Below are 26,133 nucleotides of genomic sequence, written 5' to 3' on the forward strand. Positions count from 1 at the left end.
ATGATTGAATGTCATCATCATAAACCTTAAGCAGTGTTAATCAACAAGTTATAAAAAGTGGGGCAAGTAGGATTTGAACCTACGACCAGCGGGTTATGAGTCCGCTGCTCTAACCACTGAGCTATTGCCCCAAGTAAAGAGTAAGACAATAAAAAATAACATTCTTCGAAACAAAAATCAAGTTTTTCTAATGACTAATTAAATCATTCGTATGGAGTTCCTTTTCTTGGGCTTCTAAGGTTATTCGAAAAAATTTCGCCAAGTCTTCTTTTAATTTAATAAGAGCAGGGCGATAAATATACATCATGTGACCAGCGTCATAATAAGTCATCATTACGCGATTTGGAAAAGAGGGGTCTAATCCTAAATGATTAAATGTATATTCGGTCGCAAAAAATGGAGTTGCTAAATCGTAACATCCATTTGCGACAAAAATACGAAGATAGGGGTTTCTAGTCATGATACTTCGAAGAGTTTCTGCCACATTTAAATACTGATTTCCATTCCCATATTTCCAAGGTTGGACATCCGTTAAAATTTTATAATGATTCTCCCCTTTCCATTTCAAATCATTATAAATATAATGATTTAGCGTTGCTGTGAAAGCTCCAAAAATAGCATCCATACTAGGATCGTATTCAAAGTATTCCCCTACGGCATCAATATCAATTCCTAAAAATCGGCTATCAAACCTTCCAATTGTACGTCTATTGTTTCTCAACAACTCTTTAACATAACGCATCATATCGATACGGAGCTGGCTTTTTTCTACGTAATCGATCGAAAGACCTGTCAAATGGGCAATTTCACGAGCTACTTTTTGGTATTGATCTTTGGAAAGTAAATCCCCTTTAAATAAAGCATTTGCATAAACATTATCGACGAATTCACGAGCCATTTTAAGAACTTTTTCCAAAGGTAGCTGCTGCAAGTCAGGAGAAAGTTTTTTATGATACCAAGCTGTTGCAGTATAGCTTGGTAAAAACAATAAGTAAGGCAAATCATTTCCAGCATTAAAATCAATCGATTGGAAATTAAGTACAGAGGAAACCAAAATCAAGCCATTAATATTAAGATAATAATTCTTATGTAAATATCCAGCCAATCCGACAGCTCTTGTCGTCCCATAGCTTTCTCCCGCAATAAACTTGGGAGATTCCCATCGATGATATTGAGTAATATAAATTCGAATAAATTCAGCCATTGATTTGATATCCTCTTCCACACCATGGTAGTTTTTAGCACTTTCTGGAGGAATAGCGCGGCTAAATCCTGTAGAAACAGGATCAATAAACACCAAATCGGTGTCATCTAAAATAGAAAATTCATTATCAATGAGATGATAAGGAGGTAGGGCATCGCCGTTATCTGTCAAAGCAACCCTTTTAGGGCCAAAAGTTCCTAAATGCAACCATACTGAAGAAGAGCCAGGCCCTCCATTAAAACAAAACGTAATAGGTCTTTGACTCAAATCAGTAACTTTTTCTTTCATATAACTGATAAAAAAAATACTTGCTTTGGGGTCACATTTTTCATCTTTAAGAAGCAGGGTTCCTGCAACAGCTTTATACGCAATAGATTTGCCATTAATAACTAACTCATGCGTTGTTTCGGTAAATCCTTCTGTTGTTAAACATTTAGAAGCTTCCGGTTGAGCTTTAACCTTCTTAGCTTCTGCACTTGATAAGTGAAATTGAAAGATTAATAGATTCAGGCAAATCAATAAACAATGAATAGCTTTTCTCACTATGGGCTCCTAGTTAGAAATTGGTAGCAATCAGTCTATTAAAAATGGGAGTTTTAGATAAGAAAAAGTTGTCCTTCATTTCCTTTCAAGCTAGCAACACTTGAAGCCTTTCCAATGAAATATCTTGAATGCAAATTTTTTTGTGTCGACTCGTTTGTCCTTGAATAAGCTGAATAGAACTTTTTCGAATCTTAAATAAGGAAGAGAAAAAACGAATGAGTTCTGTATTTGCTTGGCCTTTATCGGGAATGGCTGCCAGTCGTATTTTTAATTCATCCCCTTCCCATCCAACTTTTTCTGAAAAAGACGCAAGAGGAATGACTTTGATTTTAATAATGATTCCTTGATTTGTTTGTTGAAACATTTATAACCATTATTATAATAAGTTAAGTTTCCGATGCTTTATTTAAGGAATGAAACATGAAAAATAAAAATGCTCTTTTAGTAAGCTGTACACTTATTACTTTTGTTGCTATTGGCAATTTGATCCGTTTGTTTTGGGATATCTCTCTTTCCATTGGCCCATTAGAGCTTCCTGGATGGACTGGTGCTATTGGATTTCTTTTATTCGGAATTTTAGCTGCTTGGTCTTTCCAAGAGCTTTATGCTCTTAACCATTTAATAAAGTTTTTAAATCAGCAAAGGAAACAAGAATTGCTTCAGCTTCCTGAGTTACCTATAGAACATATTCAAAATCCTATAATTGAAGATTTACCTCACAACATACAGCAAGAATCAAACAAAATTTAAATTTACTTTTACTATGTTGGCACAAACTTTCTTTTGTTTTAAAACATCAGATAAAGTTCTCTAAAAAAGTTTATTATCTTTTATTGATTGCTTTTAGGCTGCTTTAGCAATTCTCGCTTTCTTTTTTCCAGCTGTTCAATTTTATCTTGAAGGTCGCGCTCGAGCTCTTTTATTTGTTTAAATTTTTGAATTTCTCTTTCGTAAGCTGACCAATCTGCAATCATATATTCTTGCCCTGTCACCACTTCATTAAATTCAGACGATTGTAACTCTTTTAAGTGCTGTTTGAGTTCAATAAGTCGTTTATCAATATAAGGAATTTCTGAAGAATTTTCAGGATTGATTGCATGTATACAGCCAAAAACTATTAAAAAAAAGAGTAAAAATTTTGTTGATTGTTTAAACATAAAAATTCTCCTTGAGAAATATTGCAAGCCATCTTACTTATACCATTTTTAGAAAATATTGGTTCATAAAAACTAATCCTCAAAATTATTTTATGTCCCAAACTTATATGCAGATTAAGATTTTTTAATCCATGGGTTGAATTTTTTATCTTAAGCACTATATAAATATTTTACGGTTTTTAAAACGTAGATTAAATTTAAAAATAAAATCAACTGCTAAAGCAATTTTTTATTTCTCTTACTTTTTACCATTTTCCATTCCTAAAATATTTATCCTTAAAGCTAAATAAATTAAAATCTTAGATAGCATTCAAATAAATAACCCTCGCAAAAAAATGTAGAGAATTTTTTAATATATTTTCAATTTAGGTGCGTTCTTAGATGGTTATTAGGGGGCATTCTCACAAACTTTTTGAATTTTTTATTAATTCTATACTAAAAATACTAGTATACTGTATTGCTTTATTGTTTTATTGCTGGTAATTTATCATAAATCAAATCTTTTTATTAAAATAAAAGCTTTCAGGCATAGATGGAGAATAAAAATGCTTCACAAAATCTTTTTAATGCTAATCTGCTTATTGATAAGCTGGAAGCCTATTTTAGCTAGCGAAATTTTACAGTTACGCAAAAATTTACAAAGAGCGGTACCTGGAGACTATCTTGTTATTTCTTCAAATAAAACTGATACACTCATGCATATCTACGATAAACAAGATGATATTCTTACCATCGAAGAGATTGCGATTCCCGATTGTCGTAAACCTAAGCAATTAAGCTGGAAAAAATGGGTAGAACAATATGCTCCAGGAAATACTTCTTGGGTGATGTATGAAATTAATTTGCAAACTGGACGTATGATTCGTTACTACTCTTTTTCTAAAAATGATTGGTACGCGATTTCTGATGCTGATAATTTTTTATCGACTCTTCTCAATTTGAAATTATCTCCTATTCCTCAAGAAGTTCGTAAAAAAATCGGGCCTAAGCCTAAATCTGGGCCAGATTGGAGACCTATATGGCAACCTCGTATGATTGTCAATGGTTCAATCATTAAAGATGTTCGCTTTAATGCTTGGCGTACTAGATGGCCTAAAGATGGAAGTGAGCTATCAGGCAAAATGATTGAAATTTATTTACCTGTAGATAATCAGCAGTATCCTTCTTATTTCCCTTACTGGCTTCAAGTCAATGGAGTGATTGGTAAAGCTAAAATTAGAATAATTGATTCTGGTACGCAGCTCATATCTCCAAAATCACCTCTTTCTGCTTTAAATCCTTGACCAGGGCGGTTAATTTGTCGTATACTTATCAACAATTTTTTCATCGAAAAAATTATTTCTCAGCTTTTAGAAACCGATCACTAACAAACTTTCGTTTGATTTACATAATCCTTTAAATATTAAGTAATTAATTCAATTATCGCATATATTTTTTTTGAAAAATAAATTTTTTGAAAAAAAAATTCACTCATTAAATAAAATTTTTATCGACAGTTTTAAACACTTTTTCCACAAAAAAACCCTCTTAATTTCAATCTTTTATTAAAAAAGGGTAAACAAAACACATACAAGTACTTATCAAACTTTTTAAAACCTTAAGTTATTGATAACCAAACAATTAAAAGCATAAAAAAGAGGCCAAATTAAACTTTGCGAAACGCAAACATATTTTTTAAACTTCAATTTATAACATTGTCATTTGTTGGCGAATCGGTTATTATCTTTGGATTTTAAACTTCACAAATCGAATAATATGTTTAGTAAACCTCGCCCTTATTCCTTAGCGAAATCTCATCAAATATTAAAAACTTCCTATACTTTTTATCAGAAAAAACGAAAGCTACTCTCCGTAGATCATTTAATTCATTTTGAAACCCTCTTAGAATCCCTTGACAAAGTCATTCAAAAAGAAGATCGATTAAAAGCAGATGCTTTCGCTAAAGAAGCTGAAAAATTTACTCAAATACATTTTAAAAAGAGCTTTCTAGATTATACTTGGGAAATTGGTTTAGCCATTTTTATTGCATTATTAATTGCCGTTGTAGTTCGTCAAATGTGGTTCGAGCTTTATGAAATCCCCACCGGTTCTATGCGCCCAACTTTTAAAGAACAAGACCATCTCTCTGTCACAAAAACGGCCTTCGGTTTAAATATACCATTAGAGACCAACCATTTTTATTTTGATCCAAACCTTGTCCAAAGAACAAGTGTGGTAATTTGGTCTGGTGATGGAATTTCTCATCTCGATTCTGACTCTACCTTCATGACTATTTTTCCTTATACCAAACGTTATATCAAAAGGTGCATGGGTAAACCTGGAGATATTTTGTATTTTTACGGAGGTAAAATTTATGGGATAGATCAAGATGGCAATGATTTAAAAGAATTACGAGATAGTCCTTATCTCTCAAAACTAGATCATATTCCTTTTACAAATTTTGAAGGCAAGCGAGCTTATACTCAAGATTCTCAACTGAAAATGATTAATCAAGTCGCCTTCGGCCATTTCTCTCTAAATGTTGGACGTTATCGATTTATGCGTCAATCTATTGCAGGAGAGGTATTCAATGGTAGAGAATGGATTAAAGACAATCCTCTTGCTCAGAAAAAAACACACCGCTCTATTGAAACTTATAGTGATTTATGGGGAATTCGCAACATTGCCATCGCAAGATTATTGACAAAAGATCAGATAAAAAAGTTTACAACATTTTCTTTAAAAGATTTTGAAGAAGGAATTCTTTACTTAGAGTTAAGACATACTCCTAGCCTTAGTTATCCTTTACCCATTCTTTCAGATTTTTATGGGCCATCAATTGAAGGTTTTACCACATTAATTCCTCTTGAAGAAAAACATTTGAAAGCTCTTATGGATAATATGTACACCTGCCGTTTTCATGTTCAAAATGAAAAAGGAGTACCTTATCGAGTTGAAAATCAGAAAACTCCTTCTCAACACAGTCCTTCATTTCCCAATGTTCCTAACGGAACATATGAATTTTATTATGGAAAAGCTCAGCAGATTCATTGGGGTGGTATTTCCACAACATTGCCCTCTAATCATCCTCTTTATGATTTCACACCCAATAACGTCCAAAAGCTATTTAATATCGGTATTGAGATGAATAATCAAGTAGAGCCTAATCAAGCTAAACAAGCTTTTTTTCCTAATAGGTATGTGTATTTTCGAGAAGGTGATTTATATGCTATGGGTGGAAAAATTTTGGATAAAGAAGATCCAGTTTTACAAAATTTTCATCAAACAGAAAAAAATCGTGAGGAAAAATCTACTGAAGCAAACCCTTATATTGCTTTTAAAGACTATGGACCTCCTTTGACCTCTTCTGGTGAATTGGATAAAGAGTTTATTCGTACATTTGGATTAAAAATCCCTCAAAATCATTATCTCGTTTTGGGTGATAACCACGCCATGAGTCAAGATAGCCGTTTTTTTGGCCCGATTCCGCAAGCAAATTTACAAGGTGCCCCCTCTCTTATTCTTTGGCCTCCAGGCGATCGTTGGGGTTTCCCAAATCAAAAACCTTACCCTCTTTTTACATTTCCAAGACTAATTGTTTGGGGTTTAGCAAGCTTGATCGGATTAGTCTGGTGGTTATTTCGTCATCATAGCCGAACAAGACCTGTGTTCAAAAAATTAGGATGAAATTGACAAGAGATGGGAAATTTTTTTAAAGTTCACAGATTTATTCTATCTTTCTTGAGCAAATAAATTCAAAGATAATGGTGAAGGACATTAAAATTTACATTTTCAGCAAAAGGTTCGGAATTCAAGTATGGATGCTGAATGACCATTTGCCATTCAGCATAAATTTAAGAAGCAACTTCAGAAGGTTGCTGATAGCATTTAAAACTATTCATAAGACCAGGAGTTGACAAAAGCTCTAAGGTAACAAGTAGGTTCTGATAGGTTTCTTCCGATAAAATAATGACCGTCCCTTCTTCAGATGTAATTTTAAATTGAATATTATCTTGCTGAGCGATTGCAATAAGTCCAGACAAGTTTTGTCTTGCCTCTTCAGCTGTTAATGTATTCATAATTCCCCTTTTTACAAACACTGAATTTAGTCATCACTTATCATTCAGTTTTTTTATTAACACACTAAAATGTTATTAGTATTAACGCCGAAAATTTCGGCGTTTTAAGGCAACCAATTTGTTAAATTAATATTCAGATTTTTTAATTATTATTTTTGTGGGTTCTCCATTAAGATCCCAATCAGTCCCTTCATAGGAGCCAAATTGAACATCAGTCGCTAACACTTCTTGACAGATATAACTTTTATACTGATCAAAGCATTCTATTACTCGTGTGGTTGTTTGCATATAAAGTTGAATGCGATCCGTGACAGCAAAATTAGCTTCTCGACGCATCGTATTGACCTTATTCACAATTTCTCGCGCTAATCCTTCTAAAAGGAGCTCTTTATTCAAATTTGTATTCAACGCTATCGTGATAGTTCCTTGATTTGCCGCAATAATTCCTTCTCGCACAATTCTTTCTACTTGGACATCTTCTGATGTCAATAAGACTAGGTGCCCTTCGAGGACAATTTCAACAGATCGATGATTAAGAAGTTCAGTGAGCTCTTTTTGCCCAAATTGTTCAATCGTTAATTGTGCAAGTTTCATTAATTTTCCAACTTTTTTGCCAAGTACTCGAAAGTTTGGTTTAGCTTTCAAACTGACAAAATCTTTTTCATTGGAACTGAAAGTAATCTCTTTCACATTCAGTTCTTCGCTGATAAGATGTTGTTGCTCTTTTAAAAAGTCTAAAACTTTCGGATCAGCAGATGCTAATTGTGCTGCCGCTAACGGCTGGCGAACTTTTAATTTATGTTCTTTGCGAAGTGCATGACCCAAGCTAACTGTAACTTGAACAGCTTCCATTTCAGCTTCCAACTTTTCATGGCGACTCGATTGTTGATAGTGAGGGAAATCACATAAATGAACAGATTCTGGCATGTCATGAGAACGCAAATTTTGATAAATAGCTTCACTGATAAATGGAACGTAGGGGGCGGAAATTTTGGTCAACTCAATCAAAACATAGTATAACGTTTCAAAAGCTTGCGTACGGTTCGGACTTTCTTTATCGTCCCAAAAACGGCGGCGAGAGCGTCGGATATACCAATTTGTTAACTGATCGACAAAATTCACAAAGGGTTCAACCGAGCGAGATAAATCATAATCATCCATCCCTTGTTCAACTTCATGCACAAGTTTGTTAAGGAGCGAAATAATCCATTGATCAATTGCCAGTTCAGGCTTTCGAACTAACTTACCTGGCTTCCAATTGTAAATTCTTGCATAAGTTAGAAAGAATGTATAAGCATTCCAAAGTGGTAAGAGAATTTGGCGAAGTACTAGTTCAACTCCGCTTTTTGAAAATGAAAGATCATCCGCTTTAACAGCAGGGCTATGTAACATGTAAAGTCGAATAGCATCAGCTCCATATTGCTGAATTACTTCTGCCGGATCTGGATAATTTTTTAGCCGCTTGGACATCTTAGCCCCATTTTCTGCTAAAATTAGTCCATTCACAATGACATTTTTCATAGCAGGTTGATCAAATAATGCGGCTGACAAAACCGTTAAAGTATAAAACCATCCACGCGTTTGATCTAAACCTTCCGCAATAAAATCGGCAGGAAAATTTTGCTCAAATAACTCTCGATTTTCAAAAGGATAGTGATTCTGAGCATAAGGCATGGAACCTGATTCAAACCAACAGTCAAAAACTTCTGGGATTCGCTTAAAAGTCTTTCCATTTTTTTCAAAAGACATCTCATCGATAAAATGGCGATGTAAATCGGTCAATGGGTTTCCTGTCAATTGTTTGAGTTCTTCCATACTTCCCACAACATGGATTTCACCGTCTTGAGCACGCCAAAGAGGGATAGGTGTTCCCCAATAACGATTGCGGCTAATTGCCCAATCACGTGCTCCTTCTAACCATTTACCAAAACGGCCATACTGAATATGTTCTGGTGTCCAATGAATTTGGCTATTAGCTGCAAGCAAACGATCCTTAATTTTTTCAACGGCCACAAACCAAGTTCGAACAGTTTTATAAATTAATGGGGTATCCGAACGAGGACAAAAAGGATAGCGGTGATGGCAAGTTCCTTGATGAATCACTTTTGCTTGTTGCTTTAAACGCTTGATAATGTCTTTATCTGCCTCTTTAACAAATATTCCCTTATATTCTGGTATTTCATCTGTAAACTGTCCGTTGTTATCGACAGGGCAAACAGGATCAATTCCGGCTTTTTGACAAGCATAAAAGTCTACTTCTCCAAAGGCTGGAGCGGTTTGAACAATTCCTGTGCCTTCTTCAACAGAAATAGAATCTTCCAAAATAATCTTAAAAGCTCCCGAATGAGCCCTATCATTAAAATAGTCAAATAAAGGTATATAGTGTTGTCCTTCAAGTTCACTGCCAGGAAATTTACGAACGATTGTGTATTCTCCAGAGTCTTTATAATATCCCTTGAGTCGCTCTGTTGCTAAAATGTAGTTTCGCTTAGAAACATGATCTTGCACTTCTGCGTATTCGATCATGGGGCTCACCATTAAAGCTAAATTAGAAACTAATGTCCAAGGAGTCGTTGTCCAAGCAAGAAAATAGGTATTAGAATTATCTCTTGATTGAAATGCCACAGTTAAAGAAGGATCATCCACCTCTTTATAGTTTTCCGAAGCTTCAAAATTGGACAGAGGTGTGCCCAGCTTTGCTGAGAAAGGCATCACTTTTAACCCTTCGTAAACAAGGCCTTTATCGTATAGTTGTTTAAATACCCACCATACAGATTCCATGAAAGGAAGATCCATTGTCCGATAAGTTTGATTAAAATCAACCCAACGTCCCATGCGATTAACAGTGAATTTCCACTCCTCTGTATAACGTAAGACAATGTTTCGACATTCTTCATTGAATTTAGCAATCCCAAATTCTTCAATCGACTTGGCTCCTGAAAGTCCAAACGTTTTCTCAATTTCATTCTCAACTGGAAGCCCATGACAATCCCACCCAAAACGCCTGGGAGCGCAAAAGCCTTTCATCGTTTTATAACGCAAGACGACATCTTTGATTGTCCCTGCTAAAATATGTCCATAATGAGGAAGTCCCGTGGCAAAAGGAGGCCCATCATAAAAAGTAAACAAAGGCTGACCCTTTCTATTTTCGACAGATCTTTCGAATAGCTGGCCCTCTTGCCAAAATTTTAAGACCTTTTTTTCCCTTTCGTCAAACGACTCTTGCAAAACTTCTTCGAACATAAATAACTCTTATAATTTCTTTTTATCAGCAATTTCTGGGTTCATAATATTTGTCGAATTAGCAAATTTCGTGCTTCCGATAAAAATATCTTTAAACATCTTAATATTTTTTAGTATTTTAGGGGATAAAAAACCGAATCCGTTTAAAGCATCTAACAATAAAAGAACTTTCTTACTTTTCGCCTAAACTAAATTGGGAAATAAACACAGGTTCAAGATGAGAATTTGCTTAATTTCTCCGCTCTTTGTTTCTATCGCTAAAACTTTAATCGTTTAAATGCTTTAAGTCATTAAACTTTTGGGTAAAATTAGGAATATTAGTTTAATTAAATATAAAAAACAAAGCTTCAAAAATAGCCCTATAAATGGTTGTAAATTCTCAATCTGAATAGGATGAAATTATAAAGTTATCCTTCTGAATGGAAAATCAAGGGGATATTATTGAGGATTACCCTATCAAATAAATGAATTTACCCAAGGTAAAAAGCTCTATATAAAAAATGTAAGAACTTTTTTTGAAGTTTATGCCGACTAAAATAAATGCTTCTCAAAACATTTCAATTTTGTTATAATAAGAATATTAACTACGGGGGTGTTACGGTTTCGACTAGGAAGTGAAAAATTGATTGCATGCGGAGGATATCGGTTGGCCTCCTAAAAAAACCGGTAAAACAATAAATGCTAACAATAGCAATATTTTTGCAGAAGCTAGAGCCCAAGAAGAGGCTCTTCTCGCTGCCGCTGCTGCGTAAGACCTAACAGTCTTGGTAGCCCGATAGTCTGAAACTGGACCGAGGGTTTTAGAATCTATCGTCATTTTCTTGGTATGAATCCTTTTTCTCGCCGCTTCTAGGGAAAAGTTTTCAAGATTAAATGAAGCAAACTAACTTCGATTGTTGCGTTCTGCATAGAAGTTAGGGATTTCACAGAACGATAAGCATGTAGTGGTCAATTCGTAATTTGCCAAGGACGAGAGTTCAATTCTCTCCACCTCCAATTAAATAAAAGGCTTTACTTTTACGAGTAAAGCCTTTTATTTTTAATGACTTATATCACAGAAATCTTGTCGAAAATTTTAAATACGTAAAGCTCGATTACGCACTCTTTACGCACTAGATTGAATGAAACCAACGTAAAACTATTTTGTTTTTCTACTTTTCCGGCTATATTTCCGTGACACTTGTGACATCTGTAACTTACAGAGGAAATAATGTCACATTCCGAACTCATCGTCACAAAGACAGAAGAAATGGGACATTTTGGTAAAGAAAACCCTAAAATTAGGACAAAGAAAATGATTTGCTAAGCGCTAAACAATATCAAATAAATATCTCATGCGTGAGAAATCAAAATTATGTTCAGAAAATTTAATAAAATATTGTAGTTGCCAAATCTGCGTTTCCTTAGCTTGAGAATTATCAATTTTATCCCAAGGAGAATAGACTCGTATAGCTTTCTTACCTTCCTTTTTATTGCAAGATACAACCCCTTTTTCGCAGAGCACAGTTTTTGGAAAAACAAATTGGCCAAGATGATTTTCAGCACGCACGCTGACTACAAGGAAGTCAAAAGAATTGTTAAAGTCATAAGGCAAAATTGGTCCCCTATCTATGCGTTTCCAAAAAGTGACAAATTGTCCAACTTATGTCGAAGTGATCTTTCCCATGCGAAATTTTATAGATTGATTATTTATGGTGAATTTAGAAGCTCTATAGTCTGCACTTTTATCCTCTGTTTTCGAATTCTAAAAGACAATTCCAGATGGCTTATAGATAAAGCTTTTCGGCTAATAGCAAATCTGGGTGGACCATCTTCGAGGGAAGTTTACCTTTTAGTTCAATGACCACGATGTTTTTCTTGTTTGAAGGAAAATTGCTCATCTTTACGAGAGCCTGCTTTTCGGCGCTGCTTATGCTTTTTTCTCTTTCTTTTTCTTCTCAATCTCTTCTCGCATGTAGTCCTTGCGCTAAAGTTGAAGGCTTTGGCGTTTCCTTTATTTTTTCCATTTCTCGATGAACTTCTCGCTGCACTCTTTTTGGATTCAACCGCTGAATTTGAATACTGACTTCTTTAGCTTCCCCAAATTTTAGCTCTACATACTGTAGCCATCTTAATTCATCCTCATTATATGGCTTTCGGTAGTAACATATTTCTCGTTTCAAAATTACGCTTTTTTTAATTCAGTTAGACAGCATTTTTCACAAAAAGATAAGAAGCTTCCGTCACGAATCTCGAGGCATTATTATGATTTTTTCCGTTTACTAAATTCGGAAATCAAGGAGAAGGCTCTTATTGAGACCCCTTTGCTTGAAAGAGTTGCCATCCACAAAAGTATTTACTTTGCATCAAGTTGGGCAAATTACGGAACAGCTAGGAAGGAAACCTTAAAGCTCTTTCCCCCCACTCAAATCTTAAAAGAACTTGAGAAAGATTATGCACTGATGAAGTCCATGTTTTTTAGAGAAACTCCAGAATGGGGTCTAATCCTAAAAGCAATTAGAAATTTTGAAAAAGAATTTAACAACGTTAAGAAATAAGGCATTATGGCACCAGAGATATCAATAAGAAACTACCATGTGGAAGATACGCAAGCTCTCGCGAATATCTATTTTCACAAAATCCATTGCATTAATATTAAACATTACACGCAAGAACAAGTCGATGTGTGGCTCCTGAATCAAGCCTAGAAGAAGGCTGGAAAAAGAAGTTTTTAAGAACTAATCCTATTGTTGCAGTTATAGAAGACAAAGTTGTTGGCTTTGCAGAATTCGAACCCGACGGCCATATTGATTACTTTTACTGTCACCCTGAATGGATTGGCAAAGGAGTTGGGTCAGCTCTAATGAATGAAATTTTCATAAGAGCTAAAAACTCTCTTTTAGGAAAGACATATCTTTATCAGTCCAATAAGACTCATCTGATTTTTCGTGCTCTTTTTTTATGCTTCCCGCAAGTTAAATTGCTATTTTCGATTTCATAACATCCTTATTACTTCATTGAAAGAATGTGTAATGCTCAATTTTTCAATGCTTATTTTTTTAATTAATGAAAGGATAGGAGTAAAAAGAGGAGAAGGAAGTGAATGCCAATCAAACCACTCCCATCCTTCGCATTTACCTGGTTCTAAAAGCTGAGGAGACCCCTCAAACTCGTTGACAAACACAAAAAGGGTGATATAATGCTTATTTTCTTCAATAATGTCATTGACCCAAGGACCCATCTGTACAGAAAGGGCTTTCAACCCCGTTTCTTCACATAACTCTCTCAAAGCACATTCTTTGACGTCTTCTCCAAATTCAAGATGACCACCAGCAAAAGACCACTCTCCAGAGCCGTGAGCACCTTTTCTCTTACCTAAGAGTACTTTTCCATCTTTTACTACAACAATTCCTACACCGACTCTTGGTTTTAATGTATCCTGAATTGTTCCCATTCCTTTCTCCAAAAGAGATCATTGTGCATAAAAATGATAGTTATTTCAATAGGATTTTGAGAGTGAAAGCTCTTGGATTTACGCAAATTTTACGCACTAGACTGCAAAAAATAGATCCAAAGAAGCTTAAACCAGACGATTTGATTCGATCATAAGTTATTGATAATCTCATTCTTGTTTACTTTAGTTATTTCTGTTTAGTTGGTTGACATAGAGTTCAATTTTCTCCACCTCCAAATAGAATATAAAAGGCCCTTCAAGCTGCTAAATTTTTGTCAGTGCGACCGCTGGATAAGCCTATTTGGTTTATCAAGGAGCGATGATCCAAAGATAGCGCTTTAAAGGGCTTTTTATCGTTAAAAATACCGCTTAGAAGTGAAAACTTCCTTTTAAAAGTCCCCTAAACTTTTCCAACAGGGTGCTAATCAAAGCACTCTACCTCAGTTCAAATAAGCTTTGAATATAGGCAAAATTAATTTTTAGATTTTTATTAATTTCAAAAAAGTGTAGAAGCTGCCAAGCTTGCGTTTTCTTTGCCTGCAAATTATTAGCCTGATCCCACGATGGATAAACTCGTATAGCTCGTTTCCCCTCTCCTTCATTTTTGGATATAATTGCTTTTTCATAAAGAATAGATTTAGGAAAAACAAATTGTCCGAATCGATTTGCTGTACACACATTGACGACAAATAGATCAAAAGGATCGTCAAAAGCATAAGGTAAAATTAACCCTTTAATGCTACGCTTCCAAAAAGTGACAAACTGTCCTGTTTTTGTGGGTGTAATTTTTCCTACGCGAAATTTAATGCGACGCTGATTAATTTCAAAATTTGCTGCTCCATAATCTACACTTTCTCGTTCAAGCTGTAGATTTTCAATCTTCCATCCCATAGGTTCATAAACAAGTTGCTCAGTCAGTAATAAAGTTGGATGCATCGCTCTTTCTTAAATTAAATCGGCATGTATTATGTATTATGTTAACTTAAGTTAACAGAGAAGTTATGGGAGATTTTAGACAGCCATCCTACAAGCCATATTTGAATTTCTATTGTCTTCAATTTATTGTGAGTAGAGTAAGCGTTAATTTATTTTTTTATAAAAGCGCTTTTTTCGATTCGGTTAGCTAAACGCCAGCCTATCAATCCAGACGAGGCAGCAAGCAAAGCCCAAATGATGCCAAATCCAGCTACATTAATGCCTAAAGCCCGAAATCCATTCACTGATGTCATTGAGACAACATCACCGGCCCTCCATACCATTGTATCAACGACGTTTTTCCCTTTATAACGCAAATTACGAGAAACAAGTGTGTAAAGACTTTCCCTCGCTGGCTGAATCATTCCAAAAGAAAGAGAACGATCAACAATACTCACCATGGCTAACCAAGGTAACGTTCCTAATACTGGCACATAAGGGTCGTTTACTAACGTCATTGTCAGGCAGAAAAATACGATAGTCACTGTCCAAACGATAAATACAACATTCGCTCCATATCGAACTAATAGCCAACGCGTTAAAATCAACTGAACAAAAATCTGAATAATATTTGCAAATAAATCCATATTGGCTGCAAAACGCGTTTGTGCAATCACATCATTCGGAAATGTAGTACCAGAATAATCTGTAATTAAAACATAAGCAATGGTACCGATCGCATCATTTAAAAGCATCATCAATGACATAGAAGCTATAAATGGATTTGAAAAAATTTGTTTTAATCCATCTAGCATTCCTCCACCTATTGCTGATTCGCTACCCAATTCATTTCGATGAGCACCATGATCATGTGCCCATTTACCTAAAAGCATTATACATATAACAGCAATAGCAAGAAATGCGGCTGATACTGCTAATAGCAGAGCTAATCCTATGAACTCTACCAAACTTCGCGTGATTATAGGTCCCATTACAGCACCTAAAGTCCCGCCTAAACCGATAATAGGAAACAGGCGACGTGCCTGTGGATCACTCCAGATATCAGTCATAAAACTCCAAAATACTGACACCACGAATAAATTAAATATACTAACCCAAACGTAAAAAAAAATTCCTAAAACTTTAGGGGAAAGTAGATTTTTGTTCAGAAATAACAAGATGAATACCATCTGAAGGGCAATAAAAAATAGGTAAATCAAGGGCATGATCACACGGCGTGGCCAACACGAAACAAGCCAACCAAATAGTGGGGTTAACACAAGTGTCGCTAGAAAAGTAGCAGTAAAGAAAACGGGTAATTCAGTTGATCCTACCTCTACAGCCATTTGATCTCTGATAGGGCGGATGACGTAATATGCCGCCAAAACACAAAAATAATAAATAAACGAGAGAAAAACTGCATACCATTCCTCAGCTTGAATTCTTACCTGGTTTGTTTTACTCATTCGCTGTTCCTACTCAAAACTGATATTTTATAAGGCAGCTTTAACAAAATTGCCTACTTTTTTAAAATCATACTTACTATTTATTTTCCTGATTTACAAAAAGCTTCCAATTTTCCCTAGAATATTTTCTAAAATCGGGGTGGGTTTCCCAGTAAAAAAAGAATTTATTAAAAAGCTTTCTTATCACATCACATCCGCAGCAATGGCAGCCAATTCAGAACGTTCGGTTATATCTAAGAAAATATGACCGTAAATTTTTTGATCTAAGAACTTACCAACTGTAAAGGTCAAACCATTAGAATCCTTGTCTAAATAAGGATTGTCAATTTGAGTTGGATCCCCAGCTAAAACAACTTTAGTTCCTTCTCCAGCCCGAGAAATAATTGTCTTGATTTCATGTGGAGTAAGATTTTGAGCTTCATCAATAATCATATACATTTTTGGTAATGTCCTACCTCGAATGTATGTGACAGCTTCCATTTCAATTTTTTTACTATCTAAAACCCATTTAAGAGTTTCACTAGACTCTCCCCCTGTAGACGCACATAAATATTCTAAGTTATCATAGATCGGTTGCATCCAGTGGAAAAGTTTTTCTTCTTTTGTACCCGGAAGGTAACCAATATCTCGGCCTAAAGGAACTATTGGACGCGTTACAAGTATACGTGAATAAACACCCTCATCAAAAACTTTTCGAAGTCCACATGCTAAAGCTAAAATAGTTTTCCCCGTTCCAGCAGGACCCATGAGGGTGACTAATTTAATATCATCTCTTAGTAGTAAATCAATTGCACACCGTTGTTCAACGTTACGAGGTTTAATACCCCACAATTGATTTGTCTTTAAAAGAGCTTCTAACCTTAGATGAGAAGGGTCATACTTTCCTATTGCTGAAGAATTTTCAGCGGATGTCATCACAAAATATTCATTGAAATGTGCTTTTAGGTTTGGAACGGTTAGTTTACCATCTTTATAAAACGTATCGATTTCATGTTTTGGCATATTATCAATACGATGAATACCGCGATAAACTGCTTCATAAGAATATTTGAAATTTTCATAATCTTCCGCTTCAATTCCTAAAGCTTCGGCCTTTACCCGTGCTGCAAAATCTTTAGAAACAAAAACAACTTTTTCTCCTCGCTCTAATAAAAGATAAGCTGCCATCAAAATACGATTGTCATTAATACTCAGTTCAAAGTTATATTTGTAGTCTGTTTTAACTTCTAACTGAATTTTAACGGTGGCTCCGTTATCAAGCTTAACACCTGATTGCAAATTACCGGTCCCAACTTTTTTTAACGAGTCTAAGAAACGAATCGTTTCCCGAGCATTCTTCCCTAATTCGTTTGGCATCCGCTTTAATTTGTCTAACTCTTCAAGAACCGCAACTGGGATGACAACATCATGTCGAGGAAATTTCATTAAAGCAGCAGGATCAATTAAAAATACGTTTGTATCAATTACAAAAGTCTTATATCTCATTTTTTTTACTCCTAAAAATTAAAAGTGCATCATATTCAGCTCTTTGATCTGAGACAAGAAAAAAATTTAATATTTATTAACCCTAGTTAAATTTTAAGCACTCAAACACTTCAACTGCTAACTTATTGTCAAATATTCTGATTTTGTGTATGATAAGTAAAAATATCAAAGGGATTAAAAACCCCATATATTGTGATAAAAATTTAATGATTTAAATTTTAAACTAAAAAAAACTTTTTATTACATGATATTAATCTGGATTAGAGGAGGTTGCTCATCATGCAAATTAAAATCACTGATAAAATTCTAAGCATTGCCCCTTACCTATCCACCTGTTGGTCTCGTATTTCTACCCTTCATATGAAGGGAGGGATACTAGTTGTTAGTTTGACAGATGGAGACGTAATTAACATTCCTGGTTTATCAAATGAATTTGTAGAACAAATTTTTAAACACCATGCCGCCTATTTTGATAAAGAGGAATTAATTTATAAGCCCGACAATCCAATCGCAGAAAATACATTAAAAGGATTGATGAATCAAATGGGAGATTCTTCCGTTCGATTAGCTTTTGGATCGATGGACGGTTTATCGACCGCTATGCAGCACAACCCTGAACAATTTGATGCTCCTAACCTACCAGCCGAAATGCTGGATAAAATCGGTGCAATTGCGAAAATTATAGGAACATCGGAAGAAATTTCATTTCCGAGAGCAGAGCCTAACTGTAATTGTTTTCATTGTCAAATTGCTAAGACATTAAATCCTGAACCACTCACCTCTAGTGAAGAATGCGAAGTTGTTTATGAAGAAGAATTACAGTTTCAAGAATGGACGATCTCGGAAGTAGGAAATCAGCTATTTTCAGTTTGTAGCAAACTTAATGAACATGAAAAATACAATGTTTATTTAGGAAGCCCAGTGGGCTGCACATGTGGAAATCAAGGATGCGAACATATTTTAGCGGTTTTAAAAAGTTAGTTTTTTAAAATTGATTAGCTTAAGGGAATAGATTTCTTTTGATTTTTATAATAGAAATTTATTCCCCCTATTTTTAATACCTTCACCTCTATTCTAATCCCCTCTCAAAAAAATAAAAAAATATCTACATGAATTTATCTAATAAGCAGGCTATAGCACACATCCCTTTCTAAATGCTTTGCTTAAATCTTTCAAAACTTTAGAATCCTTTATCAGTTATCATTTTTAACATGTTTTATTGTGAGGATCTATATGATGAGGAAACCAGCTCCCTCCATATTAAGCTTTTTATCTTTATTGATTCCGCTTAGCCCATCTTTATTAGCCGATGAAAATCAAGCGGAAGTCAACATTCAACATACCCAAAATTTTTCTCCGTCTTTAGAAAAAGCTGAAAAAAAAATAGCTCCATTTGAGCCATTCACTGGTAAAATCACTAAAAATAAAGTGAGATTACGCCTACATCCCACTTACGATGGCTACGTTCTACGTGAATACAATCAAAATGATCTACTCGTTATTAATGGAGAGACGGAAGATTTTTATACTGCCCAACCCCCTAAAGATATCAAAGGATTTGTGTTTAGAACCTACATCTTGGATAATATTGTGGAAGGGTCCCGGGTTAATGTAAGATTACAGCCAGATCTAGAGTCTCCTGTTATCGCCCAGCTTAATTCAGGTGATAAAGTGGAAGGTGTTATTAGCTCTACTAATAATAAATGGCTTGAGATTACTATTCCACAAACAGCACAATTTTATATTGCTAAAGAATATGTTGAAAAAATTGGAGATGCTGGTTTAATGGCTCGCCAAGAGAAACGAAAAGAAGACGTTTATCGCTTATTAGCCAATACAGAAACTTTAAGTCGCCTTGAAATGGCAAAGCCATTTGATCAATTTAATGTAGAAAGAATTAAATCAAATTATCAAGCAATTATTAATAATTATACTGATTTTCCAGATGCAGTCGCAAAAGCTAAAGAACTTTTAGCTAAATTACAAGAAGCGTTCATTACAAAAAAATTAGCTTATTTAGAAGCCCAAAATGGTTATTCTTCTCATATTCTAGAAGCTAAAAACAAACAATTAACAGAAGAATTAAATGCTCATAAAACTAAACTAGCAAGCCTTGAGCAGAAAGGAGGAAGTGAAAAACTTTCTAACTCTAGTATATCACAAGCAAATCCCGTTCGAAAAACATCTCAGCTTCCTATGAACATGGTTATTTGGTTACCAATTGAAGAAGCCTTATTTAATGATTGGGTAAAACATTCTGGAAGTGAAAATCCACAAGCTTTTTATGAAGAGCAGAAGCAACATTCATTTATTTTAAAAGGAATTGTAGATGCCTATAATCGGCCTGTTAAAAATAAACCTGGTGATTATATGTTAATTAATTCTGCAAGTAAATTACCGATTGCTTTTCTTTATAGTACACAAGTAAATTTACAAGATTTCATTGGTCACGAAGTATCTATTCGCGTTGCCCCAAGACCCAATAATCATTATGCTTTCCCTGCGTACTATGTTTTATCTCTTGAGTAAACATGGAATTGCGTGAATGGGCTCATTCAATTTTAGCCGCAGACACTTTAGAAGGCAAACTGGCTCATCCTTCCGTTCTAACGGATTGTGAACCAGGCTTGCCTTTCATTTGGAGCGAACCTGTTCGCCCTCCTGGTATGTCTTTTACAAAACGGACGAAAGAAGAAAAACTTCCCCCATTTCATGATCATCATGACCCTGATAAACGAGCCATTTGTTTACATCGCTTTGCGGGACATGAACTATTAGCTGTGGAAATCATGGCTTTTACCCTTCTTGCTTTTCCTGATGCCCCCAAAAATTTTCGTAAAGGGTTAATGAATACACTTCGAGAAGAACAGGGGCATGTTCGGCTTTATATGACACGAATGAGTCAGATGGGAATTCAATTTGGAGATCTTCCTCTTTATAAACATTTTTGGAATCATATTCCTTACATTCATTCTCCTCTCCACTATATTAGTCTCATGAGCTTAACATTTGAAATGGCAAATTTGGATTTTGCTCCTATGTATGGCAAATCATTTGCTCATTTTGGAGATGACCTATCCGCTCAATTAATGGCTACCATTTTAAAAGATGAAATCTCACATGTTGGATTTGGCTGGCATTGGTTACGTCGACTCAAAAACAAAGACGATAATGAGTGGGATGCGTGGGAAAAAACTCTTGCAACAACATTATTGAATCCAAAACGAGCGAAAGGTTTTGTTTTACACTCTGAAAATCGGCAAAAAGCCGGTATTCCCCAAGATTGGATTCAAAAATTTCAAGCCATGTAGGCCAAACATTATCGACAATTAATTAAAAAAATAAACTTAATAATAATTCCTTGATCAGATAAGATTTATTTTATTTTTTAAGGAAATATGTCTTTATCCCGTATTCAATGTTTATCTTTACATGGCTTAGAAGCCATTCCTGTAGAAGTTGAGGTGGATGTCGTCAAAGCCGAAAAACTCAATTTAGTCATTGTTGGGCTTCCTGATACAGCGGTTCGTGAATCTAAAGATCGCGTGTTGACAGCAATTAAAAATTCGGGATTTGAAATCGGATCAATTTATTGCACTGTCAATTTAGCTCCCGGTAATTTAAAAAAAGAAGGGGCTATCTATGACCTTCCTATTGCGATTGGCCTCATCAATTCATTAGGACTTGTAAAAAATCGCGATACACACAGGGATTATTTAATTGTAGGAGAACTTGGATTAAGTGGACAATTACGCCCGATCACGGGTGCCTTAGCCATTGCCATGTTAGCTAGAGAATTAGGAAAAAAAGGAATTTTATTACCAGCAGCCAACGCCCCAGAGGCTGCTGCCGTAAAAGGGATAGCTATTTATTCTATTGAAAATTTGAAAGAAGCGGTTCATTTTCTTCAAGATCCAAGCTCTTATAGGCCCGTTGCTTTTTCCAATCCTTTTCAACTGTCTCGTCCCATTCTCTCTGTTGATTTTAAAGATATCAAAGGACAAGCACACGTCAAAAGAGCTTTAGAAATTGCGGCGTCAGGAGGACATAATATTTTGCTGTCTGGTCCACCAGGATGTGGAAAAACAATGATGGCAAAAGCCTTAATTGGAATTATGCCTGATTTGACATGGGAAGAATCTTTAGAAGTGACTCGGATTCATTCTATTTCAGGTTTACTTAAAGAGGGCCAACATGTCATTACAGAGCGCCCATTTCGTTCCCCACACCATACCATCAGCTATGCTGGTTTAATAGGAGGTGGGACCTATCCACGACCTGGAGAAGTTTCTTTAGCTCACCAAGGAATTTTATTTCTAGATGAACTTCCTGAATTTTCACGCACTGTTCTCGAGGTATTAAGGCAACCTTTAGAAGATAAAAAAGTAACGATAAGTCGTGCAAGTGGAAAATTTACTTTTCCTACAAGCTTTATGTGCGTGGCAGCCATGAATCCTTGTCCATGTGGTTATTTAGGACATCCAGATAAACCTTGCAAAGACTCCATTGCACAAATTGAAAAGTATCAAAGCAAAATTTCAGGCCCTCTTAAAGACAGAATTGATATGCATATCATCGTTCCACCCGTCAAATACCAAGATCTTTTAGAAACAACAACACATGAAACTTCTTGCACAATACGTTCACGAGTAATAAAAGCAAGAGAGTCTCAATCAGAACGTTTAGGCCAAGGAAGAACAAATTCTTCTTTAAGTACCGCAGAATTAAATAAGTACTGTTTATTAACTTCAACAAGTACAGTTCTTTTAAAATCTGCAATTGAAAATTTTGGATTATCAGCCAGATCCTGTGAAAGAATTATTCGTTTAGCTCGAACCATTGCAGATCTAGCCTTTTCCTCTCAAATCGAGGATACGCACCTTTTGGAAGCCATTAATTTTAAAACGTCTAATTAATTCATCTTAAAAAAATTCAAATTTAAAAATAAATCAAACAATTTAGTCTACATTATTTAAATAATAAAAATTAAATAAAATTAATTGCATTTATAGACATTTATTTTGCTTTTTTTGGCACTCTAAATTTAAACATTTACCCATTAAGTATTACAATAGGCATTCTAGTCAGTTTAATGACATTTTCTTATTGTGGAGTCGATCGTTTCTAAAAAAAGAATATCTTCTCCACTGGATGCTCCTAGTTCTTTAAATTTTCTAGCGGATGGTAACACACGACTTTCTAACGATCCTACAGTTTTATTATAAGCATCCACAGCACGCTCAAGCCCTCGTCGTATTTCATCAAAATGCTCCACAAGGATGCGGACACGATCATGCAAAGTCTTTCCAAGTTCACTGATTTGCTGCGCATTTTCAGCAATTAATTCTTGACGCCAGCCATAAGCAACAGAGCGTAAAAGAGCAATTAACGTGGTGGGTGTTGCTAAAATCACTTTTTGTTCGACTCCCCATTCAATTAATTCTGGATCTTGCTCGAGTGCTGCGCTGAAAAATGTTTCGCCTGGGAGAAATAAAACAACAAACTCGGGAGCTTGTTGAAATTGGTCCCAATAAGATTTAGTGGCTAATTGTGTGATATGCGTACGAACTTGCCTTGCATGGTCTTTTAACTTTGTAAGTCTTTGCGCCTCTTCTTTTTCTTCTAAGGACTCAAGATAAGCATAAAGTGGAGCTTTAGAATCTACAACAATTTGCTTCGCATTAGGAAGCTTAATAATTAAATCAGGCCGAAATCGCTTTTCTTCGGAAAAAACAGTTTCTTGCTGAACAAAGTCACAGTGTTCAATCATACCCGCCATTTCAACAACTCTTTTAAGTTGAATCTCTCCCCATCTTCCACGTACATGTGGAGCTCTTAAAGCCTTTACTAAATTCGAAGTTTCAACTTGTAATTGTATTTGAGATTTCGCTAATGTATGAACTTGTTCGCTCATACTCGCATAAGCCACTAAACGTGCTTTTTCTAGCTCTGACATTTTTAAATCAACAGTCTGTAAACAACTTTGGATAGGTTTGACTAAATCATCAATAGCTTTTTGTCTAAGTTGTAAGTCATGTTTTGCTCCTTCTTGCAGTTTTTCAAACTTGACCGTTGCAATATCAAGGAAAGATTGGATATTATTTTTTAAAGCATCTGCGGATAAAGCTTTGAAAGACTCTGTTAACTGTTCCTGAGTCTGTTGATGCATTAATAATTTTTCTTTTTCATATTCAACTTGCTTTTTTAAAGCAGTGTCTTTTTCAGCAATTTGAGTCTTTAGGAAAGAATTTTCATTGATCCATCTTTGAATTTCAATACGCTCCTGTCTCAATTGCTCTTCGAGAATGGGTAATCGTGTATTTTTCTCCTCTGCAATCGCCCTTCTTTCACACTCCTTCATCCAATCTGCTTGAATTATTTCCTTTTCTAGTAAAATTTTTTGTTTGATTTTTGAAAAATTCCATAACTTAAAAAGAATAAAAAGAAGGCAACCGCATAAACAGCCAAAAAGTATTCCTAAATCTCGTATTTCTATCATATTCTTTAATCCGGTCAATTTTTTTTATAGTGTATCAGTTTTATCAAATAAATCGTAACTTGTTGTAGATCTCAGAAATGATTCACCAAGGAATATCGAACTTTAAAATGTATTTTTTACCATGAGCTGCTATTCTATATTTGCATAAATTCAACCAGCACATTAAAATCAATGACATTAACTAAATTTAATGTAAATCATGTCTGAATATCAAGTTATTGCCAGAAAGTTCCGACCACAAACGTTCAAAGAAGTATTTGGACAAGAGGCTGTTGTAACAACTCTTAAAAATGCGATCAAATTTAAAAGACTTGCCCAAGCTTATCTTTTTTGTGGATCTCGAGGGACAGGAAAAACAACATTAGCACGCATTTTTGCAAAAGCGATTAATTGTCAAAATTCTACAGAAGATTTTGAACCTTGTAATCAATGCACTTCTTGCCGGGAAATCACTTCTGGCTCTTCCTTAGATGTGCTAGAAATTGATGGTGCTTCCCATCGAGGAATTGAAGATATTAGACAAATTAATGAAACTGTAGGTTACGCAGCAACCTCCGGTCAATATAAAGTCTATATCATTGATGAAGTACATATGCTAACTAAAGAGGCTTTTAATGCCCTTCTTAAGACGTTGGAAGAACCTCCCCCCAAAGTCAAATTCATCTTTGCAACAACAGAAGCTCACAAGGTCTTACCTACGATTTTATCTCGCTGCCAACGGTTTAACTTAAGCCGTATTCCTTTTTCTCAGATCATGATTAAATTAAAATTGATTGCCGACCAACTTGGAATCGATGTTGAAGAAGAAGCACTGCAATTACTTGCATACAAAGCAGAAGGGGGATTGAGAGATGCCGAATCTTTATTTGATCAAATTGTGGCCTTTTCTGAAGGGAAAATTAATGCAGCAACTGTCCAGTCCATTTTAGGGCTAATGCCTCGAGAAGCTTATTTTGAATTAGATTTAGCGGGTAAGGAAGGCAATTTCGTAAAGGCTTTTGAAATTGCTTACCGTATTTTTGCTGAAGGAAAAGATTTAAATCACTTTATTGAAGGTTTAATTGATCACTTCCGTCATATTTTGTTGATTCAGTTAGCAGGCATAACTTCTCCACTCCTAACTATTTCTCCTAAAGAAAAAGAATTTTATGAGAGAGCGGCTCATCTTTATACCCAAGAACAATGCTTAGATTTAATCGATTATTTAATTGAATCTTCCCAACAAATTCGTTTCACACATTCAGGAAAAATTGCATTAGAAGCTATTTTACTTCATGTCATACGTAGTCATTTTCGACTACCAATCGAAGTATTAGTTCAACGTCTAGGAGAGCTGGAGCAAATGTTAGGAGAAGCCTCTCTTGTAAATTCTTCAGTCTCTCCCCCCTTACCGAAATTAACTCCTCAATCTTCACTTTCTACGGAAGTAAAAAATCCACCTTTAACACCTCCTGTACCACTGACAAACAACAAACCCTCGCAAAATTTGACCTCTCCTATTGAAAAGAGTTTGGATTCTTCAACTGCTACCCCGTTACTTTCCCCTTCAACAAATAATCGTTCTTTATTTGATCACTTTGTCAGCGAAGATCCAACACCTACACAGTCCGATTTAGGGCGATCTACTCAAAAATTTCCCAACAAAGATTCCCCCTCACTAGTCGCTAAATTAAATGGAGATAATCCAACTCCTATTCACCAATATGACACTCTTTTTCAATTTGCAGCCATTGAGCTAGAAGGAAAATTACAAAGAAAAGCTTAAAAATAAAATATAGTCTATGGAGAGAAAAAACTTTAAGAACTACGTTAGGAACTAAATATTATCTCTTGCTACCTTGTACAAGTTTTATACTGACTTTTGTTTTATCTTGACTAAAACTTCATTTATTTTATTTTTTATGAATTCTTCTGGGAATTAAAAAAGTAGATCTAATGATTTCAAAAGGAGCAGCAACAAGTAGTTAATACACGAGCTACTATATTCACTAGTGTTTTTTCTAAATTCACTGGCTGATTTTTTGATTTTTTCTAAAGCTGTGAGTTCACTCTTTTAAAAGAAAATAGCTTAGTATCTCAAAGCTTGGATTTAGAGTTTTTATCTGGTAAAAGAGTTGCTTCCTCTAATAG

23 protein-coding genes, 1 tRNA gene and 1 other RNA gene are annotated in these 26,133 nt (G+C 35.1%); 12 read left to right on the plus strand and 13 right to left on the minus strand.

Translation table 11 applies throughout. The features are described 5' to 3' along the window. Positions 1–58: 58 nt before the first annotated feature. From BU804_RS01425 to BU804_RS01435, 3 genes are all read right to left on the minus strand, one after another. A tRNA-Ile gene (locus BU804_RS01425) sits at positions 59–131 on the minus strand. Between the two features lie 56 nt (positions 132–187). Beyond that, entirely contained in the window at positions 188–1,747 is a 1,560-nt protein-coding gene (locus BU804_RS01430; protein WP_075882690.1) for a S10 family peptidase, read from the minus strand. Between the two features lie 85 nt (positions 1,748–1,832). Continuing rightward, positions 1,833–2,111, minus strand: coding sequence for a DUF167 domain-containing protein (locus BU804_RS01435; protein WP_075882691.1), 279 nt, complete (start codon positions 2,109–2,111; stop codon positions 1,833–1,835). A 56-nt stretch (positions 2,112–2,167) separates the two neighbouring features. On the opposite strand from BU804_RS01435, the gene BU804_RS01440 reads away from it, so the two are divergent. Continuing rightward, complete coding sequence (locus BU804_RS01440) at positions 2,168–2,497, plus strand: hypothetical protein (RefSeq protein ID WP_075882692.1); 330 nt, start codon at positions 2,168–2,170, stop codon at positions 2,495–2,497. Positions 2,498–2,577: 80 nt separating this feature from the next. On the opposite strand, the gene BU804_RS01445 is transcribed toward BU804_RS01440, so the two are convergent. Further along, entirely contained in the window at positions 2,578–2,904 is a 327-nt protein-coding gene (locus BU804_RS01445) for a hypothetical protein (protein ID WP_075882693.1), read from the minus strand. A gap of 545 nt (positions 2,905–3,449) precedes the next feature. Here BU804_RS01445 and BU804_RS01450 point away from each other — a divergent pair. Further along, positions 3,450–4,187, plus strand: coding sequence for a hypothetical protein (locus tag BU804_RS01450; RefSeq protein ID WP_075882694.1), 738 nt, complete (start codon positions 3,450–3,452; stop codon positions 4,185–4,187). Between the two features lie 472 nt (positions 4,188–4,659). Next, a complete protein-coding gene (gene lepB / locus BU804_RS01455; RefSeq protein WP_075882695.1) occupies positions 4,660–6,570 on the plus strand; it encodes a signal peptidase I in 1,911 nt (636 codons plus the stop codon). A gap of 167 nt (positions 6,571–6,737) precedes the next feature. Here the strand turns inward: lepB and BU804_RS01460 are convergent, their stop codons facing one another. Then, positions 6,738–6,962 carry a type II toxin-antitoxin system Phd/YefM family antitoxin gene (locus BU804_RS01460; RefSeq protein ID WP_011175045.1) on the minus strand — a complete coding sequence of 75 codons (225 nt, stop codon included), beginning with the start codon at positions 6,960–6,962 and terminating at the stop codon, positions 6,738–6,740. A gap of 126 nt (positions 6,963–7,088) precedes the next feature. Then, positions 7,089–10,205 (minus strand): isoleucine--tRNA ligase, encoded by a 3,117-nt coding sequence (ileS, locus tag BU804_RS01465; protein ID WP_075882696.1) that lies wholly within the window; start codon positions 10,203–10,205, stop codon positions 7,089–7,091. A 588-nt stretch (positions 10,206–10,793) separates the two neighbouring features. Here ileS and ssrA point away from each other — a divergent pair. Further along, positions 10,794–11,204, plus strand: a transfer-messenger RNA (tmRNA) gene (gene ssrA / locus BU804_RS01470). Between the two features lie 310 nt (positions 11,205–11,514). Here ssrA and BU804_RS01475 read toward each other — a convergent pair. Continuing rightward, positions 11,515–11,799 carry a MepB family protein gene (locus BU804_RS01475; protein WP_255371561.1) on the minus strand — a complete coding sequence of 95 codons (285 nt, stop codon included), beginning with the start codon at positions 11,797–11,799 and terminating at the stop codon, positions 11,515–11,517. Positions 11,800–12,142: 343 nt separating this feature from the next. Beyond that, positions 12,143–12,367, minus strand: a complete 225-nt coding sequence (locus tag BU804_RS01480; protein ID WP_075882697.1) for a hypothetical protein — start codon at positions 12,365–12,367, stop codon at positions 12,143–12,145. A 66-nt stretch (positions 12,368–12,433) separates the two neighbouring features. On the opposite strand from BU804_RS01480, the gene BU804_RS01485 reads away from it, so the two are divergent. Genes BU804_RS01485 through BU804_RS01490 form a run of 3 tightly spaced genes read left to right on the plus strand, consistent with a single transcriptional unit; the run spans position 12,434 to position 13,185 of the window. Continuing rightward, the gene (locus tag BU804_RS01485; protein WP_226996103.1) at positions 12,434–12,742 is read left to right on the plus strand and encodes a nucleotidyl transferase AbiEii/AbiGii toxin family protein; all 309 of its coding nucleotides are present in this window, start codon (positions 12,434–12,436) and stop codon (positions 12,740–12,742) included. 6 nt (positions 12,743–12,748) lie between these two features. Further along, positions 12,749–12,892 (plus strand): hypothetical protein, encoded by a 144-nt coding sequence (locus BU804_RS14435; RefSeq protein ID WP_226996095.1) that lies wholly within the window; start codon positions 12,749–12,751, stop codon positions 12,890–12,892. Beyond that, positions 12,871–13,185 carry a GNAT family N-acetyltransferase gene (locus tag BU804_RS01490; protein ID WP_075882698.1) on the plus strand — a complete coding sequence of 105 codons (315 nt, stop codon included), beginning with the start codon at positions 12,871–12,873 and terminating at the stop codon, positions 13,183–13,185. The genes BU804_RS14435 and BU804_RS01490 overlap by 22 nt, the downstream gene beginning before the upstream one ends. Here the strand turns inward: BU804_RS01490 and BU804_RS01495 are convergent. The 4 genes from BU804_RS01495 to BU804_RS01510 form a co-directional block, all read right to left on the minus strand. Continuing rightward, entirely contained in the window at positions 13,180–13,638 is a 459-nt protein-coding gene (locus tag BU804_RS01495; protein WP_075882699.1) for a nucleotide triphosphate diphosphatase NUDT15, read from the minus strand. The two genes, BU804_RS01490 and BU804_RS01495, sit on opposite strands and share 6 nt — an antisense overlap. 435 nt (positions 13,639–14,073) lie before the next feature. Further along, on the minus strand, positions 14,074–14,574 hold the full coding sequence (locus BU804_RS01500) for a MepB family protein (protein ID WP_075882700.1): 501 nt from the start codon (positions 14,572–14,574) through the stop codon (positions 14,074–14,076). 149 nt (positions 14,575–14,723) lie between these two features. Beyond that, positions 14,724–16,019 (minus strand): NTP/NDP exchange transporter, encoded by a 1,296-nt coding sequence (locus BU804_RS01505; RefSeq protein WP_075882701.1) that lies wholly within the window; start codon positions 16,017–16,019, stop codon positions 14,724–14,726. 183 nt (positions 16,020–16,202) lie between these two features. After that, positions 16,203–17,504, minus strand: a complete 1,302-nt coding sequence (locus BU804_RS01510; protein WP_075882702.1) for a PhoH family protein — start codon at positions 17,502–17,504, stop codon at positions 16,203–16,205. A gap of 279 nt (positions 17,505–17,783) precedes the next feature. Between BU804_RS01510 and BU804_RS01515 the strand changes: the two genes are divergently transcribed. The 4 genes from BU804_RS01515 to BU804_RS01530 all read left to right on the plus strand — a co-directional run bounded on the left by BU804_RS01515 (position 17,784) and on the right by BU804_RS01530 (position 22,420). Next, positions 17,784–18,485: a hypothetical protein gene (locus BU804_RS01515; protein WP_226996096.1), complete on the plus strand. Its 702-nt coding sequence runs from the start codon at positions 17,784–17,786 to the stop codon at positions 18,483–18,485. Positions 18,486–18,737: 252 nt separating this feature from the next. Then, on the plus strand, positions 18,738–20,033 hold the full coding sequence (locus BU804_RS01520) for an SH3 domain-containing protein (RefSeq protein ID WP_143298908.1): 1,296 nt from the start codon (positions 18,738–18,740) through the stop codon (positions 20,031–20,033). Between the two features lie 2 nt (positions 20,034–20,035). Further along, positions 20,036–20,815 carry a DUF455 family protein gene (locus BU804_RS01525; protein ID WP_226996097.1) on the plus strand — a complete coding sequence of 260 codons (780 nt, stop codon included), beginning with the start codon at positions 20,036–20,038 and terminating at the stop codon, positions 20,813–20,815. Positions 20,816–20,902: 87 nt separating this feature from the next. Further along, positions 20,903–22,420 (plus strand): YifB family Mg chelatase-like AAA ATPase, encoded by a 1,518-nt coding sequence (locus BU804_RS01530; RefSeq protein ID WP_075882704.1) that lies wholly within the window; start codon positions 20,903–20,905, stop codon positions 22,418–22,420. A 173-nt stretch (positions 22,421–22,593) separates the two neighbouring features. On the opposite strand, the gene BU804_RS01535 is transcribed toward BU804_RS01530, so the two are convergent. Beyond that, complete coding sequence (locus BU804_RS01535; protein WP_075882705.1) at positions 22,594–24,003, minus strand: DNA recombination protein RmuC; 1,410 nt, start codon at positions 24,001–24,003, stop codon at positions 22,594–22,596. A gap of 199 nt (positions 24,004–24,202) precedes the next feature. Between BU804_RS01535 and dnaX the strand changes: the two genes are divergently transcribed. Continuing rightward, entirely contained in the window at positions 24,203–25,768 is a 1,566-nt protein-coding gene (gene dnaX, locus BU804_RS01540) for a DNA polymerase III subunit gamma/tau (protein ID WP_075882706.1), read from the plus strand. The last annotated feature ends 365 nt before the right edge of the window (positions 25,769–26,133 follow it).

It is taken from the genome of Candidatus Protochlamydia sp. W-9 (assembly GCF_001950615.1).
GTDB lineage: Bacteria > Chlamydiota > Chlamydiia > Chlamydiales > Parachlamydiaceae > Protochlamydia > Protochlamydia amoebophila.